The organism is Pontibacter burrus, assembly GCF_010686685.1.
In the GTDB taxonomy this organism is placed as follows: domain Bacteria; phylum Bacteroidota; class Bacteroidia; order Cytophagales; family Hymenobacteraceae; genus Pontibacter; species Pontibacter burrus.
In genome coordinates this window covers 94,791-110,419 of sequence record NZ_JAAGWD010000010.1, presented here as the reverse complement: position 1 = coordinate 110,419, position 15,629 = coordinate 94,791, and the positions used below count along the sequence as shown (strand labels likewise).

Below are 15,629 nucleotides of genomic sequence, written 5' to 3'. Positions count from 1 at the left end.
CTTCTTCAGTAAATTGCTAATACTGATTTTTTAACGGCTTTGCTTCCTAATTAGTTATGGGAGTTATGCTAAAACCCGAAGCCGACTACTACGCCAGTGCGCGCCTTCTTCCCTTCCTGGAAAGAAGTTACAAAATCTACCCGCAGAAATTTGAAGATGTGTTCGATGCCCAGCCCCAACTCCAGGTAGTTGCCCGACTGCTGGGTGTTCAGGTAATTTAAGCTAACCACTTCCTGCAGCTTCAGCTTACGGAACAACGGTATTTTATTAAAGATGAAACCGTTGAAATGATGTGCGTAATGCGCTTCCAGGTAGTTGTTGTTGGTGCTGTATCTATAGTAGTCTAATAGTTGGAAGCCTTCGTAAGCGCCTGCAAACAGCGTACGGTTGCCGTTAAAATGGCGGTAATCCATCAGCGTCATTTCCTTTTTGTTCCAGAACACGCCACCAGTCACGCTATAGTTGCTGGCACCCAGCAAGCCCAGCTTCAGGTCATCGCTCACGCGCAGCGCGGCTGTACTATACTGCACGTCGCCGCCCAATGCTTTTATGCCCGTGCGATAAGCCAGGCTTATAGTTGGGTACTTAGAGTCCAAGTTTATTTTCTGATCGGGCCGTGTAATGTAGCGCTGGCCTGGTTTTATGCTCAAACTGAACGATGCCATCAGTACCTGGTGCGGATTAAAAGAAGCATCTTCCAGTTCGGCATTCTCAGGCACATTCGAAGTAAACCGGCTTACGCCCTCCGGGTCGTTGTCGCGGAATGAGTAAGATGTGGTATTGTGCATCGGCATGCGGTGGGCGTATTCCATGCTGGCCGTTAGTTGCAAGCCATTCCGTAGTTCGCCGCGGTGCGCCAGCCGTATAAAGTCGCGCTGGTATAGTTTCATGTAGTTCCGCTCAGCCACCAGCGTATAAAGTGTGTTTATAAAAGGCGCGATCGGGTTAGTGCTGTTGATCTGGTCTACGTAGCGGCCGCCCTCGATCTGCATAATGCTGTTGGTAGTGGTGTTGTACACATAAGCGGCCCGCAGTTTGGCATTCAGCTTTTCGTTCGAGAAGCCATAGCGCACAGCAGGTTCTATTATATACCGGCGGCGGTCGTCGAAGCGACGGCCGTAGGTTACTTTTACATCGGCTACTACGCCTTCAACGGTATTGTACTGCAGAATGCTGGCATTGGTCGGGCTCACGATCGGGTCGAAGCGCAGGTAAGTATCTTCGTAGCTGTTGCGGTAGGTGTAGCCCCCCAGAAACAGGTTGCCAAACGTAGGCTTGTTGCGGATACGGTCCAGCGAGTCCTGGTAAATTTTCGATTCTTTGATGATCTCCAGACTATCCTTTTTCATATAGTCTTTGGATTCATCTTTGGTAAGCGGCACCGGCCTGATCTTATCCCAGTACAATGAGTCACGTTTGTTGGCTTCCTTATCTACTACCAGAATCTCTTTGCTGAAGATCTTATCGTTGTGAATTGGTTTTTCGTTCGGGTCAGCTTTTTCGGGTTCAATAACTTTAAATCGTGGTTTAGGTGTAGCTTTTATAGCCTGGTTGGCGGCAACTATAGCTTCCTGGGGCTCGGGTTCAATTTCCTCTACTACAGGCGGTTTTTTGTAGGCGGCCTGCACTTTATAGTTGGAGTACACGCCCGTCACATAGCCACGGCCTTTAAAGCCCAGCCCTGCGCCTTCAAACGTAAACTCCTGCGACACCGGCATCCAGACGTGTTCCAGTACCGGGGCATACACCTGCCGCACTTGTATGTAATCCACGAACTCGATTCCGGCATTTTTCGTCAGCCTCAGGTTGGTGCTGTGCAGACGCCAGGTGCCATCCACAATGTAAATATAACCTTCAAACACCGGGTCATTGCGGCGGCGCGGGGTAACTTTTATTTTGTTAATGCTGCGGCCGTTCTCTTCAAAAGCACCCATGTACTGGTAGCGGTAAAAGAACAGGGCATTGTTTGCCAGCGGCGACACAAACCCGCGCTGGCTCAGGCCTTCAATTTTCAGCAGGTTTTCGTAAAAGCTTATATTCATTTCCGAAGCCTGGTTAAACGTAAACCCTTTTTTCTGCCCGCTTACCCGCGATGACAAGACCCGCTCGTTTATTTTGTTAGGACGTTTCACGTGCAACTGCGACACAGACTCCGAAAGGTAAACAATGCCCGTATCCACATCCACCACCCGTATGCCCAATACTTTGCTGGGTACCTTATCCATTCGGGCAACGCTTTTCATGTACACCCGGGCGCTCCAGGCCAAAGCTTCGTTCAGGTGGTATTTGCGCAGCCGGATGGCGTTGCGCATGATCGGGTAAGCCGGATCTTCGTCGGCGGCACGTACCACTACTTCTTTCAGGTTCAGCACTTCGGGTAGCAGCTGCACGTTTAGCTCTTTTGCATGCCCGTTTATGGTTACAACCTCAATTTTAGATTTGTAGCCAACGTACTTAAATTCCAGTGTGTAGGTACCGGAGTCGAGCTGTAGTTGGTAGTAGCCGTTTTCGTTGGTGGCGGTGCCGCTGCTGGTTTCTTTTATATAAATGCTGGCAAATGGCAGGCCCTGGCCGTTCTCGTCTGTAAGGCGACCACGCAAGGTGCCTCCAAAACAGAACAGCGGTGCAAACAATAAGAGGATTAATAACCAGGTTAAGCGCATGTAGGTTAGATTAGCTATGGCCTTATATGCAATATATATAGCTAACGTTACATATTATACGCTTAGTTTATAGTTTCTCTTGTTTTATACCTACTTAAATTTTTAAACGCTGCCTGATTCCGCTGTTTTGTCTTGCTTACTTTTGTAGCGGATGTTGAAAATAACGCCCAGCAGCACCAGCGCCATCCCAGCATAAGAGCCGAATGTAAAGCTCTCGTCGAACATAATATAGCCCAGCACCAGCGCATAAAAAATACCAATATAGTTCAGGTGGACCACTTTCGAGAGTTCCTCAGACTGGTACGACATGGTCATGTAATACTGTGCCAGCTGGGTAAAAACTCCTACCAGCAAAAGGATCAGCCAGTCCCAACCGGCAGGTTGCACCCATTCAAACAAACTATAGAATCCTGAAACGGGCAAGGCCACCAGCGGGAAGTAAAAAACTATGACCAGCGGATGCTCGCGGGTATTGAGCTTGCGGATAATGTTATAAGAGATACCGGAAATAAGCGCACCAGCAACACCTATGCCCAGAAAAAGCGGCGAAATACGCACATCTACTCCTTCAATTACCAGAATACCAGCAAAAGACAGCAGAAAAAATGCCCACTGCCAGGGCTTCACATGCTCTTTAACTATAAAAATGCCCAGGATGGTAGTAAAGATCGGCGAGAGGTATTGTATAGTCACAGCCGTAGCCAGCGGAATATTCTGCAGCGTGGTAAAATATAAAATGAGCGCAATAGCACCGGTTATACCCCGTGTTATCAGTAGCCCTTTGTGCGTACCCCAGATATTAACCTGCAGGCGCCGCAACACAGCATAACTCATAACTATAGAAATAACAGACCGAAAAAAGATGATCTCCCCGGCCGGAATATGCGGCACCAGCTTTACGCACACGTTCATCAGCGCGAAAAAAAACGTTGACAGCAACATGTACTGCACTCCCTTCGAAAACATAAGTATGCTATAGTTTGGGTTACAAAGGTAGCTGATTGTTAATTGTTGATTGCTGGATTGTTAAATGGTTGAATTGCTAAATTGTTGCACGAAACTCTATTTAGGACCTTAGTCCAAGGATCTACAGGATTAAAGGATTGGTAGGATGTCTAACTTTCTAACTTATACCTTTCTAACTTTTTAACTCCAAAAACCCCCTTTCTAACTTCTAAACTTTTTAACTTTCTAACTCTATACTATGTTTATAGTTGAGTAAACGGATTATAGTTTGGAGAAGAAAAAACAGAAAACCTACACCCCAAAGGAAGCTTTAGTGAAAGCTGCGGCTTATTGTGCTTACCAGGACCGCACCCAGCAGGAAGTGCGCGACAAACTCTATAGTTACGGGCTGGAGCATGATGACGTGGAAGAACTGATTGTGCGCCTGAGCCAGGAGAAACTGATAGACGAAGAGCGTTACGCCCAGAGCTATGTTCGAGGGAAGTATGGCCTTAAAAAATGGGGCCGCCGCAAGATTATACAGGGATTAAAGGCAAAAGGCATTTCTGATTATTGCATTAAGCAAGGCATGAAGGAGATAGACCCTGAACTATACGAACAGAACCTGCACCAGCTGCTGGAGAAGAAAAACGCTACCGAAAAAGAGAAAAACCCTTTTGCCCGTCGCCAGAAACTCAGCTTTTATTTAATGAGCAAGGGCTATGAAAGTGACCTGGTGCAGGACGCACTGAAAGGGCTGGATCTATAGTTGAAAAAAACAGCGCTATAGTAGCTTAAACAAGCTGCTAAGCATTGCACTTAGGCAAATCTTCTGAACGCGGATGCCCTCGTAAATTTTAATCTTATCTGTATCATTTGTACCGTAACCTTCGCTTCCTACCTCCGGTATAATGCCAGCTATTGCACTTAAATCTCAACAGCGTGCAGCAAAAATTGTACAGAAATTCAAAAGTAGCTGCGCTGTTTACCCCATTTTTTCCTATTTTCGCAATATGGTAGAAAGCACACTTTAATTGGTAGTTATCCTACTTCCAACTTCATTCCCACGTTCTTACTGCCATTTTATTTCCAATATTATCCAATTCCTTATTACAGCTAAAACGTTTTTATGCTACTTCTACAAATTAAAAAAATGAGATTGTTACTACAGTGGACAATCATCATTCCCGTTTTGGCCTGGCTCCTGTTCTTTTCCGGACTGATTCCAGGCAGTGATATCTTTAAGCTTGCAGCAAGTGTACTTCTCATTTTCAGTGTGATGTCTGCTGTTCATCATTCAGAGGTAATTGCACAGAAAGTTGGAGAACCCTATGGTACTATTATACTTGCCGTTTCGATAACAGTAATTGAAGTTTCCATTATCATCTCCCTGATGGTATCGAACGGAGGCGAAGCCGTTTCGCTGGCCCGTGACACGGTATACGCCGCCACCATGCTGATACTAAATGGAATTGTCGGCCTTTGCCTGCTGATAGGCGGCCTTAAGCATCACGAACAAGATTTCTCAAAGCCTTCTGTAACTATAGCGCTGGTTTCGCTTATCTCGATTATAGTTTTTACGCTGGTTTTCCCCACCTTTACAGAAAGTATTAAAGGCAATTATTACTCCACACCGCAGCTTATTTTTGCTTCTGTTGCCTGTTTGGTTATTTATTCCTGCTTCTTATTTGCACAAACCAAAAGGTACAGAGAGTACTTTGTTTCGATAGGTGACGGACAGGATGCAGAAGATGTAGAAGTTAGCAAATGGGTTTTCATCACAAGCCTTATTTTCCTGATTGTTAGCTTAGGTGTGGTAGTATTGCTGGCCAAAACGCTTTCACCAACAATTGAAAGTATTATAGTAAGCAATAATTTGCCTCAGGCATTAGTGGGTGTTATTATTGCAGCTATCATTTTATTACCTGAAGGGATTGCAGCTATAATGGCGGCAAGAAATAACAAACTTCAGACAAGCCTTAACTTATCGTTAGGTTCTGCTTTGGCCAGTATTGGCTTAACTATACCTAGTGTGGCGCTGGTTTGTATCATTTATGACATGAAGATCATCCTGGGGCTGGACATCAAATCTATTATCCTGCTGGGATTATCGGTATTTACAGTAATGCTTTCGCTTACTAACGGTAAAACCAATGTAGTTTACGGGGTAGTATTGCTGGTAAATTTAGCAGCCTTCATCTTCCTGATGATTTATCCTTGATAAATAAAAACTATAGTGCGGGCTCATACTTCTGGCAGAGTCCGCACTATAGTTTACATCAATCCCTTCTTCCCAACCTGTAACTTTGCTTAGCGTTTTGGGGGCAGCTGTGGATTCTCGATTCTACGTTGCGGCACCAGCACAACACGCTTCCCGGTTATTTCCTCCAGCATCGGCTTCAGTACTTTTTCGGCATTTACCTGCGTCTGGCGTAATATGCCGGAGTTAAGGGCTGCTCTTTTCACGTTCTGCTCAGCATATTTATAGCTTTCCTCTACCAGCGCAGCATCCTGGAAATACGTATTCTCCTTGCTGAACACTTTGGATTGGCTGTGGTCTACTTTATAGTAGCAAAGCTCCGGTTCGGGTAAGGCGATCTGAACTATAGAGTCGCCTTCAAACACAATGTCGCCGGGCTCAATTTTTGTAAAGTCCACGCACCCTACTGCCTCTCCGGCCACAATCAGTACCACTTTAGAGTCTGGTATAAACCGCGACACTTCCTTTTGATACTCCACTACATCCTTAAAATTATAGCGCACCAGCTCCATTTTGCCAAGGTCCTGCACCGAGGTGAGAATAGTGTTATAGTTCACCGTAACAGCAGGCGCATCATTTGCATCTGTGCTAAAAAAGTCTTTAAAACTGCGCCAGATAAAAATACCGGCTACAATAATCAGTATCAAGGGAAGTAGTCGGATCAACAGTCGGAGTAAGGGCATCTATAGTTTATAGTTAAAGTTTCTTCAGGTTAAAACCATGCAAACAGACCAATAGTTACAAAAACCGTTCCTGTTCGTGTTACACCGCTATACCAAGTCGCTCAGCTATAATTAGAAGCGAGGAATACATAAGCAGCCTGGTAACTCTGGTTCTTTTACTATAGTTTGTTATTTCCTATCTTAAATACTGTTGAACTATAGTTTGTTGTACCTTTAGCCTGAATATTTGCGAACAGTTTAACCTTGCCACCACCTCCTGCGCATGCATCAGTACTTTGTAAGTCTCAACCAGGAAATTCAGAAGGTGCCCGGATATTTAATATTCTGTGGCTTAGCCATACTATGGCTTATCGTTCAGTTTTACTTTTTGCAGAGCTTAGGCGTGCGAACTGTACCTGACAGTACGTTCCGGTATATCCCTTATGCCACACAGATAGCCGAAACCTGGCAGCTGGGTGAGAGCCACGACAACAGGTATTTCCTCTACATTGCCTTTCTGGCGCTGTTCGTTAAATCAGACGGAGGCCTGACTATAAGTATCATTGTGCAAACTGCTTTATCCGGAGCAGCCTGCATTTTATTCTATAAAGCGGTAAAGCACCTTACAGACCAGAGCAGACTGCCTGCTATCCTGGCAACTATCATTTTTATTCTCTGGAAAGACATCCAATACCTTAACGTTTACATCCTAACAGAGTCACTATTTATCAGTGCTTTAGTTTTGGTATTCTACGCACTGGTTAAAAGCAGAAGCTGGAAAGACTATCTGGTTGTAATTGCCTTATGCGTGATCCCTGCTCTACTGCGCCCGAATGGTTTTATAGTGCTGCTCTCCGTGTTGGTTTGTTTCGGCTTACACTACAGGCAGTTGCTTTTCCGCTACAGAAAATTGGTAATAGGCAGTGCAGTGGCAGGTGTTATTATCCTGATTGCTATTCTGGATAGATACCTTTTAACTACGTTTGAGATAGTAGAAACCTATGCCAGAGGCGAAGTGATTTATGCGTCAAATATATTTGCGGTACCTGCTGACGGTGTAACGCTGCCAACAGAAAAGGACTCGCCGCTGCTGCGCATACTTTACTTCATCTTACAAAACCCGGTATTCTTCTTTAAGCTGTTCTTTGCAAAACTTATCGTTTTCATAGCCTACATCAAGCCGTATTATTCTTTGCTTCACAACCTGAGTATAGTTTTCGTAATACACCCGCTTTACTTTTTTACGGTCTGGTTATTCTTAAAAGACAAGAAAACCGCAGCGAGAGCATTTGCCCCTACAGTGTTCATACTACAGGCATGTATAGTTGCCGCAACTTCCGAGGATTGGGACTCCAGGTTTATTACGTTACTGCTTCCGGTCATTATTGCCAGTGGCGTAGCCGGAGTTTATAGTTTCGTAAAGCATAAACTAAGGTAAACTATATCGCTATACCGAGCCGCTCTCTAAAGCCGGCATTGCCCTGCAGGCCACCTGTATGCACCGCCACAATACGCGTACCTTCCGGGAAATAGCCTTTCGAAATCAGGTAGAAGAGGCCGTAGAATAGTTTGCCAGTGTATACCGGCTCCAGCGGGATGTGGTGCTGCTCCTGAAACTCCCGGATAAATTGCAGCAACTCCGGTTTTACTTTAGCATAGCCGCCAAAATGATAGTCGGTGATGAGTTGCCAGTTGCCATAGTGTTGTCCGCTATAGTTGTAAACCAGTTGCTCAATTTCATCTCTCAGGAAATCACCTCCCTTTAAAGCCGGAAAACCGAGTACCTGCCTCTGTCCTTTAAGCCCAGCTATAATACCAGCTATAGTTCCGCCGGTGCCGCTGGCGCAACAGATCACATCAAAATCTATAGTTATGTCATCTATAATTTCGGTGCAGCCTTTTACTGCTAACTGGTTGGTACCGCCTTCCGGCACGATGTAGGGCTGGCTATAGTTTGCGGATAGCTCGGCCAGAAACTTAGGTTCGTTTTTAAGGCGATATGCTTCTCTGGCGATGTAGTGCAGCTCCATCCCCTGCTCCGTAGCAAAGGCTAACGTTGGGTTTAAAGGCAAATGTTCTTCGCCCCGTATCATGCCAATGGTTTTAAATCCGAACTCCGCTCCGGCTGCGGCAGTGGCAGCAATGTGGTTGGAATAAGCGCCGCCAAATGTAACTATAGTTTGCTTGCCCTGTGCTTTTGCTTCCTGCAGGTTATACTTCAGCTTGCGCCATTTATTCCCTGAAATATGCGGGTGCAACAGATCTTCGCGCTTAACCCAAAGCTCAATGTGGTGCTTTTGTAAAAGTGGATGCTGTAGTTGCTGTAATGGTGCCTGCATAAAGTATAGTTACGCAAAAGCCCCGGCCTGCTATAGTCGGGGCTTTTTATAGTTTGAATTAATCTCAAAACGTCATTCTGAGCGCAGTCGAGGAATCTTATACAGCAGTAAGGCATATAAGATGTCTCGACTGCGCTCGACATGACATTATAGCGTTTTCTACACCGCTAAGGCTTCTTCCCGCTGCTTTTTCTTGAAGCCATAGGCAATGGCGCCTGCAATTACCAGTAGTAACAGGATAGACGAGATCAGCGAAACGGTATTTCCTATGTAGTACGTTTGCGGTTCGAAACGGAACTCGATGGTATGTTTGCCAGCCGGTACCTGCATCGCGCGCAGAATATAATCGGCACGAAGATGATCTACAGGTTGGCCATCTAAATATGCCTGCCAACCCGCTTCATAATAGATCTCAGAGAACACCACAAAACCAGGCGCTTCTGCCTGATACTCATACTTCAGATAATCCGGCTCGTAAGTGGTCAGTTTTATAGTTGCGTTTCCGGCATTAAACTTGTCTTCCTGCACCGGGAACTTTGTAACATCAACTATAGCTGTCGTGCCGGCATCAAAACCACTTAACGCTTCCAGTTCTGCATCCGGGGTATTTACTTTTTCGATCTCCTCTACAAACCAGGCGTTACCCAGCGCACCTGGTACACGCTGTACTGGCTGCTGCGGATCACCGGTAATGGCATAGCGCGTGTTAAGCATGCGCAGCACCTCCAGGTTGTTTTGCGAGATATGGCGGTCAATGACATCCTGAAAACGGCGCAGCTTGGCACCATGATAACCACCCACCGATTTGTGGAAGTAAGATGCACGGGCACTGTTAAACGGATTAGTCGCATCGAACACACGGTAGCTTAATCCTTTACCTGGATCTTTATCTTCCAGGATCAATTTATCGGCTGGCGTTGGCTGGAAATAGTTTGTGATCACCTGCTCTTTAAAATCACCATTATTCAGGTAACGCTTGTCCACAGCCCAAAGGTCGGCTAAAACCAGTACTCCAATCCCTGCTATAGCTATAGTTGCCGATAGTTTATTTTTCAGGTAGAAATACAGCACTGCTACCGCAAGCACTATAAATGCAAACGAGCGGAACGCATCTGCTTTCATCATGCTCTCACGGTCGGCACGAAGCGCATCAACCGGGTATTGTGCCTGCTGTAGTTGCACATCTACTGCCGATGTAAAGCTGGCCATGCCGCCAAACATCCACACCAGCAAACAGATACCAGCCGTAATTCCACCCGAGATCAGCAGTTTCTTATCAAGGTCTTTTATAATTTCGCGGTCGCGGAACAAGCGCCACAGGGCCAGCATAGCCAGCAACGGCATCGTGATCTGCGCAATTACCAGCGCCGACGATACCGCTCTGAACTTGTTATACAGCGGGAAATAATCGAACATGAAGTAGTTGAAGGCCGAGAAATGATGCCCCCAGGCCAGCACCAGCGATAGTACAGTTCCGGCTACCAGCCAACTCGTCCACCGACGATCCACAATAAACAAGCCCAATACAAACAGGAAACAGACGATAGCGCCTACGTAAACCGGGCCGCTCGTCATGGGTTGCGGTCCCCAGTAAGTTGGCATACCCTGGCTCACAATCTGCTCGGCCTGCATTGGCGGAGCGCCCATGCCTACAAAAGCTTTATAGGTTTCAGAGTCAGTATCTAAAGGTGTGCTGCTTCCGCCCCCATAAAAATCAGGAATAAGCAACGTGATGGATTCGCCAATGCCATAGCTCCAGTTAAAGGCATATTCGCGGTCCAGACCAGAGCCGGTTTTATCGCCGCTGTTAGGTACCGTCAGCTCTGATTTGCCACGGATGCTATACTTAGTGTACTCGGCTGTAGTTGCCAGTCGGCCAAAGTTTACACCTACCGCCAGCATAGCAGCCAGCAAAAGCACCGAACCACGCTTCAGCAGCTCAACTATAGTTCCGTTTTTAAAAGCGTAGTACACCTCAACTATACCCCAAACCAGAACCAGCAACAGCATGTAGTAGGTCATCTGCAGGTGATTAAAGTGCAGATTAAGGGTTAAGCCAAGTGCAAATAAGGCAGCTCCTATCCATAGGTTTTTGCGCAGCGCGTACAGCAAACCGGCCAGCACCATTGGGATATAAGCTATAGTTAAGGATTTGGTATTGTGCCCTGCTTCCAGGATGATGATATTATAGGACGTGAAAGCAAACGCGATGGCGCCAACTATAGCCAGCCACGAGCGCATGCCCAGTGTAATTAACAGAATATAAGCGCATAGCAGCGTCACGAATATGTTACCCGCCATGGCCGGCAGGTTCAGCGAAAGCACTGTATGGATAATACCAGATAAGTCTCCGGAATAGCGTGTGTTGATCAGGTAAGAAGGCATCCCCCCAAACATCGAATTCGTCCAGAGGGCTTCTTCACCGGTCTTTTCGCGGTGCTCCATTATTTCCTGGGCACCACCCCTGAACTGCAGAATATCGTGCTGGGCCATGCCCTTGTCTTCGAACACGACTGGGGCAAAATACACTACGGTAAGTAACAGGAAAACAAGTACCGCGATCAGGTGAGGGAGTACATCGCGTTTAAAGTTAATTGAAGCTGTCATATCTGTTTTAGATGCGTCAAAATAGAGATTGAAAGATATGACTTTTATTTTATTTCTGCATTATAGGCAGGCCCAACAGCAGTTTCTGAGGTGTAAACTATAGTTGCGAACTATAGCAACTGCCCTTGTGAGCTATGATTGGCGTCCCCCCACATTTATCTTCAAACTATAAAGTGCAGGTCACTATTAAGTATGGTTAACGCGGCTAGAGTCCGCTTGAAACGCACACTCGGGAACGCGAGCGAGAGCAACTATCTTTAAATATAGACACTATAGTTTACAAGAGAGCGGCAAAAACAATATCATCTGCTGTTCCGGATTTGTAATCCGGAACCTACTAATCCGCGGATTTGCAATCCGCGCGTTTATCAGTTGAGAAGGCCTTAGCTGTTGCGGATTACAAATCCGCAGTTACTTTACTTTCGGTTTGCAAATCCGAAAGAGCAATGCCAAGCGATGAGCTCATCCGTAAAAAACAAAAGCGGCAGAAACTCATAGTTGCTTCTGCCGCTTTTATAGTTTATAGTTCTTAGCTATAGTTTAGCCAACTATATTTATCTCGTTCTGCCACCAGCCCGGCCGCCGCCGAAATTGGCCTGCAAACCTATCGATGGAATAATGGTTACACCTGAGAACTCAAATTGCTTGCCCTCCAAAAAATCATAGGTGCCATAGTCCTGGTAGTACATGGTAAGCGAAGGCAGGATGTACACATATTTAAATCCGATCTTTCCGTTCACGAAAAAGCCGAACGACGGGAAATTCTTCTTTGCAAAAACGCCCTCTACCGGCACTCTTTCACCGGCTGCATTTTTTACGATACGGCTTGGCTCAAACCCGTATTTTATGAACGTGTGGTTGTAAACCGGACCGAACGAAATGTTCCCCATCTCTTCTTCCGGCCCGAATGACTTACTGAACACCAATGGCACAACGATGTCGCGGCGGGTAGCCGAAAACTCCAGCACAGGTATCAGCTTATCTAAGTAAAGTTTATCGAAAAGGCCGCTGCTCTGGCCGGAGTACTGCATACCAATGCTGCCATACCAATCGCCAACGCCGGGGTTCTGAGGAGTGCCGGTCGGGCCCATAAACTGGTACATGGCATCGAAAACGTGCACACCGGTAGCATATTTGTATCCTACATCGACACGCTCTGCCACGCCATAGCGCAGGTAAAAATCAAATGTAGTGCCTACCGGGTCCAGGGCGTAGCTCATCAGCGCTTTCGAAAACACGTCGATCTGCTCGCTGTATTCTACTTCGCCTTCTTTAGCAACAGCATCTACAGCGGCCTTGGTTACATCACCTAACTGACTTATAGGCTCGCTGGCTATATTGCCGCCTACGTTAAAACCAGCCTTAAACTGCCCTTTTGGCGTTACCTTGCCGGAATGGATAACAGAACGAGGGGCCGTACAGCTGCTGACTGCAACCGCAAGTATAGCCACAACATAAAGATAGAAGTGCTTCTGCATATAAGCTCAGATAAAGTAGTTGCTACGAAAAGTATTAAAAGGCAGCTTACAAGTATCGTGCCTGCAGAAGCCTGAAAGGAACTATACGCTTATTTTACTTCTTCGTAATCTACGTACTGGCCACCTTTAAAATCATCGCGCTTGCCCTGGTTTGGCATGTAGTCTATTTTTACATCGCCGGTAGCGCGGCCATTGCCGCTATAGTCAGCGTTTGGCTGCTGGCGTTGCTGGTTCATGTTGGTGTAAAAAAACGTACCATTGCGCATGCTCTTCTTTAAAAACATCCGCAGTAAGAAACGGAACAGCACGGGCGCTACCAACCTGAGAAACAAAATAACAAGAAAGGTAATAATGATGAACTTGAGCATCTAAATCGGAGTTATGTGTCTGCTTAAAGCAGCTTTTAATTAAAAGTTTATACTTATACTACACAAAGCCCTTGCCAATTGTTCAGAGCCTGACAGTTTGCCTGTGCTTCAACAAAATTAAGATAAAAGCCTTTAAACACCGAAGCTTGCAGGGTTATGTTGTGTTTAATCTTGCTATAGTTCCGGTTTAATCTTAAAAACAGTTAATTTGGAGCCACTTTTGGCAGCAAGCCATTTGTTGCTCAAAACTTTATACAACTATACTTTTAGCCAAAGTCATGCTTAAAAATAAAAAGTTTACGTGGCAGAATGTGCACGTGGCGTTAGGATTATACCTGTGCCTTTCGATGGTAATGTTTACCATTGCGCGTGTACTTTTCTACCTGTTCAACAAAAACCTTTTTGAGGCTACAAGCTTTCCCGATTTCCTGTACCTGTTGCTGCCCGGCCTGCGCTTCGACCTGTCTGCAGTGCTGTACACTAACATATTGTTTATTGCGCTGCAACTGCTGCCCTTTCGTTTCCGGTGCAGGGCTGCTTACCAGAAAGTATTAAAGTATATTTTTATAGTTACCAACGCTATTGCCTTAGGTGCCAACCTGATAGATATAGTTTATTACCGCTACACTATGCGCCGCACCACCTGGAGCGTGCTGCAGGAGTTTGCCAACGAAAACGGTTCGGCCCTGGCTGGCAGTTTTATAGTTGATTTCTGGTACATTCCGGTACTATGGCTGCTGTTGATCTGGTTTATGGCGTGGGTTTATAACCGGATTCAGATAAAGGAACTGCCGCGCGTTTCGGGTTGGATGTACTATCCTGGCCATATGGCCATCATGGGTATGGCCGCATTCCTGATGATTGCCGGCATGCGGGGCGGGTTTGCACACAGCACACGCCCTATCACACTCAGCAATGCCGGTGAGTATGTAAAACGGCCCAACGAGATGTACCTGGTGCTTAACACGCCATTCTCCATGTTGCGCACTATAGGCAAAACCGATTTTAGAAAGGTGAATTACTTTGAGGAGCAGCAACTGAACACCATCTACTCTCCTATTCACAGGCCTGCGGGCACAGCTCCGTTTCAGAAAAAGAACGTGGTGATTATAGTACTGGAAAGTTTTGGCAAAGAGGCCATGGGAAGCTTTAACGGCGACAGCCTGCGCCGTGATGGCTACCAAACCTTTACACCTTTCCTGGACCAGCTGATGCAGCAAGGCAAGGTATATTGGCACTCCTTTACAAACGGACAAAAGTCTATTGATGCATTGCCGTCGGTACTTACCAGCATTCCGAGTATACAGGAGCCCTTTGTGCTTACGCCATATGCCAGCAATAACCTACCCAGCCTGCCCCGCATTTTAAATGCTGAAGGCTACCATACCGCCTTCTTCCATGGCGCGCCAAACGGCTCTATGGGTTTTAAAGCTTTTATGAACCTGATAGGTGTGCAGGAATACTACGGCAAAGACGAGTACAACAACGATGCTGATTTTGACGGTATGTGGGGCATCTGGGACGAAGAGTTTCTGCAGTTTACCGCAGCCAAATTGAATACGTTTGAGGAGCCGTTCATGAGCACGGTGTTTACGCTGTCGTCGCACCACCCATACAAGTTACCGAAGCGCTACGAAGACAAATTTAAAGAAGGGCCCCTACCTGTTTTTGAGTGCATCAGCTACACCGACATGGCCCTGCAGAAGTTTTTTGAGAAAGCCAGCACAATGCCGTGGTACAATAATACGCTGTTTGTTATCACTGCCGATCACCCGGCCGGGCCGCGCCATTACCCGCAATACAACACGGCCATAGGTGCTTTCTCAGCACCAATACTGTTCTTTGCCCCCGGCGATGCTACTTTTAAGGGCACCGAACAACGCGTAGTACAGCAACTGGATGTAATGCCTACTATACTTGGCTACCTGAACTATGACAAGCCTTTTTTCTCGTTTGGTAAAAACATGCTGAATAACGCTGCGCCGCAGTTTGCAATTGGTTATAATGCTGGCGTATACCAGTGGGTAGAAGATGACCTGATGCTGCAGTTTGACGGGAACAAAACCGTTGCGCTTTACAACTATCAGCAGGACCAGATGCTGCAAAAAGACCTGAAAGATGTGCTGCCACAAAAACGCCAGCAACTGGAAAATCATGTAAAAGCCTTTATTCAGCAGTACAACAACCGCATGATCGAGGACAAACTACAGGTAGAATAAGTGCTTCACTCATGTCACTTCTGCTATAGTTTACTTCCCGAAATCTATGGACTAAGCTATAGTTTATAGTTGAAGCTATAGTTATAAA

General features: G+C 46.2%; 11 protein-coding genes. 4 read left to right on the top strand and 7 right to left on the bottom strand.

Annotated elements, in window-relative coordinates:
* Positions 1-68: 68 nt before the first annotated feature.
* Together GXP69_RS17795 and GXP69_RS17790 are read right to left on the bottom strand one after the other, a co-directional pair.
* Positions 69-2,663, bottom strand: a complete 2,595-nt coding sequence (locus tag GXP69_RS17795; protein ID WP_163916786.1) for a DUF5686 and carboxypeptidase regulatory-like domain-containing protein — start codon at positions 2,661-2,663, stop codon at positions 69-71.
* 102 nt (positions 2,664-2,765) lie between these two features.
* Positions 2,766-3,629, bottom strand: a complete 864-nt coding sequence (locus GXP69_RS17790; protein ID WP_235925821.1) for a DMT family transporter — start codon at positions 3,627-3,629, stop codon at positions 2,766-2,768.
* 268 nt (positions 3,630-3,897) lie between these two features.
* Here GXP69_RS17790 and GXP69_RS17785 point away from each other — a divergent pair, with 268 nt between their 5' ends.
* On the top strand, positions 3,898-4,377 hold the full coding sequence (locus tag GXP69_RS17785; RefSeq protein ID WP_163916784.1) for a regulatory protein RecX: 480 nt from the start codon (positions 3,898-3,900) through the stop codon (positions 4,375-4,377).
* Between the two features lie 384 nt (positions 4,378-4,761).
* A complete protein-coding gene (locus GXP69_RS17780) occupies positions 4,762-5,829 on the top strand; it encodes a calcium:proton antiporter (protein WP_163916782.1) in 1,068 nt (355 codons plus the stop codon).
* 89 nt (positions 5,830-5,918) lie between these two features.
* Here the strand turns inward: GXP69_RS17780 and GXP69_RS17775 are convergent, their stop codons facing one another.
* Complete coding sequence (locus GXP69_RS17775) at positions 5,919-6,551, bottom strand: DUF4230 domain-containing protein (protein ID WP_163916781.1); 633 nt, start codon at positions 6,549-6,551, stop codon at positions 5,919-5,921.
* 262 nt (positions 6,552-6,813) lie between these two features.
* Between GXP69_RS17775 and GXP69_RS17770 the strand changes: the two genes are divergently transcribed.
* The gene (locus tag GXP69_RS17770; RefSeq protein ID WP_163916780.1) at positions 6,814-7,968 is read left to right on the top strand and encodes a hypothetical protein; all 1,155 of its coding nucleotides are present in this window, start codon (positions 6,814-6,816) and stop codon (positions 7,966-7,968) included.
* A gap of 1 nt (position 7,969) precedes the next feature.
* On the opposite strand, the gene GXP69_RS17765 is transcribed toward GXP69_RS17770, so the two are convergent.
* The 4 genes from GXP69_RS17765 to GXP69_RS17750 all read right to left on the bottom strand — a co-directional run bounded on the left by GXP69_RS17765 (position 7,970) and on the right by GXP69_RS17750 (position 13,322).
* On the bottom strand, positions 7,970-8,869 hold the full coding sequence (locus tag GXP69_RS17765) for a 1-aminocyclopropane-1-carboxylate deaminase/D-cysteine desulfhydrase (RefSeq protein ID WP_163916779.1): 900 nt from the start codon (positions 8,867-8,869) through the stop codon (positions 7,970-7,972).
* 159 nt (positions 8,870-9,028) lie between these two features.
* The gene (locus GXP69_RS17760; protein WP_163916778.1) at positions 9,029-11,476 is read right to left on the bottom strand and encodes a YfhO family protein; all 2,448 of its coding nucleotides are present in this window, start codon (positions 11,474-11,476) and stop codon (positions 9,029-9,031) included.
* Between the two features lie 554 nt (positions 11,477-12,030).
* A complete protein-coding gene (locus GXP69_RS17755; protein WP_163916777.1) occupies positions 12,031-12,954 on the bottom strand; it encodes a hypothetical protein in 924 nt (307 codons plus the stop codon).
* A gap of 89 nt (positions 12,955-13,043) precedes the next feature.
* Positions 13,044-13,322: a DUF4834 family protein gene (locus GXP69_RS17750; protein ID WP_163916776.1), complete on the bottom strand. Its 279-nt coding sequence runs from the start codon at positions 13,320-13,322 to the stop codon at positions 13,044-13,046.
* A gap of 278 nt (positions 13,323-13,600) precedes the next feature.
* Here GXP69_RS17750 and GXP69_RS17745 point away from each other — a divergent pair, with 278 nt between their 5' ends.
* Complete coding sequence (locus GXP69_RS17745) at positions 13,601-15,541, top strand: LTA synthase family protein (protein WP_163916775.1); 1,941 nt, start codon at positions 13,601-13,603, stop codon at positions 15,539-15,541.
* Positions 15,542-15,629: the final 88 nt, after the last annotated feature.